The 1428-nt window shown below is 27.9% G+C and carries 4 protein-coding genes; all 4 read left to right on the forward strand.

The window, feature by feature from the left end; translation table 11 throughout:
- Positions 1–277: DUF685 domain-containing protein (locus U881_RS10265; protein ID WP_038363044.1), on the forward strand; the 277-nt coding region annotated here is incomplete at its 5' end.
- 76 nt (positions 278–353) lie between these two features.
- The gene (locus tag U881_RS0100595; RefSeq protein WP_024652932.1) at positions 354–545 is read left to right on the forward strand and encodes a BlyA family holin; all 192 of its coding nucleotides are present in this window, start codon (positions 354–356) and stop codon (positions 543–545) included.
- Positions 546–624: 79 nt separating this feature from the next.
- Positions 625–957: a BlyB family putative holin accessory protein gene (locus tag U881_RS0100600; protein ID WP_024652933.1), complete on the forward strand. Its 333-nt coding sequence runs from the start codon at positions 625–627 to the stop codon at positions 955–957.
- Entirely contained in the window at positions 958–1311 is a 354-nt protein-coding gene (locus tag U881_RS0100605; RefSeq protein ID WP_024652934.1) for a BBA14 family lipoprotein, read from the forward strand.
- Positions 1312–1428 lie beyond the last annotated feature (117 nt).

The following is a 1428-nucleotide window of genomic DNA, read 5'->3' on the forward strand; positions in this document are numbered from 1 at the left end:
CTCACGACAATCTGAAAATGAAGAAATCATTATACAAACAGATAGCTCATATGATAATAAGCCTATTTACTTAATTGTAAAAGTCAAAGTAATATCTAATTCAACTTCACAAGCTACTAAAAAAGTTAGTATCCAGTACAACAGTTATTCTTCAACTAACAGGACTATATTTAGACTTGCTTCCGTACACGGTGGTACATTATTTGAAAATAATATTTTAGAAGGTTGGTACATGCAAAAAAACGTGGGGGGTAATCCTTTGCTTCTTAAGTTATAATTTTTTTTTGCTATATTTATATTTTTGCTATATATTTAACTATACCATTTATTATAAAAAGCGAGGTTAAAGGATTATGCAAAGTCTGAGTGCTTTATCTGAACTTTTACTTAATATTGACGGCACTAAACTTATTATTATTGCTCTTCTCATTTTAGGTATGGGTTCTCTATTTGTTTTTCTTCTTAAACCAGTAACTAAAGACATTATCAACATCCTAGTTACTAAGTTTAAAACCAAAGATAAAGACAAAGATAAAGATTTATGATATTTGGTAAAGGTTAATTTGCAATCCAATATTACTTGGATTGCATTAATTTTATTTTTTTTCACAAAAGAGGATCATTATGAACGAAAATGCTATTTCTTTGGGCGTTGATATTTTGAATAAATTCACAGATATTATTAAAACACCTGCTAAACATAACACTGCCAATTACGTTAATATCTTCACCAAAGTGGTTAATTATTTTTACTCCTTATATATAGATAATTTAACTAAAATGGAGCGTCGTGAATCAATAAAGATTTTATCTGAGCTTGAAGATATTTTAAAGCTTAACATTGAAATAATAGAAAATTCAAAAGACAAAGAAGTCAATAAAAAACGCATATCTGCTTTAAGATCAAAGAGAAACAAAATTATGAATGCTTATATCAAAATATTAAAGGAAAGTTAAATGAACAAATATAAATACTTACTAACACTATTTTTTCTTATCAGTTGTACAACTATTGCAACATTAATAGAAGAACCCATATCTCCAAACAGCAATAATATCACTGATTTAAGTGAGTATGAAGCTAAGTTATCGGGTTATGTTATGTACTTACAATCCTTCCTAGTTAAGACTAAGAAAAAAGTTAATGATCTAGATTACCCAGATTTTACTTTCTTTGATCCAAGCCTTCTTAAATCCGAACATTCTATCAAAGCTTTACTGCACAATATTAAGTTATTTCAAGATTATATCAGAATAACTAAGCCTATTGCTAAATCAGTTTATAAGAGATATTCAAAACTTAAAGCATAAATTAAAGCAGGGTGCCCAATTGGGGACCTTGCTTTACGTTGATTTAAACAAAAACTGTAATTCTTTTTCTCGAGATAAACATCCAAATAATCTCAGTGGACTATCTTTATATTTATC

The organism is Borrelia persica No12 (assembly GCF_000500045.1).
Lineage (GTDB): Bacteria > Spirochaetota > Spirochaetia > Borreliales > Borreliaceae > Borrelia > Borrelia persica.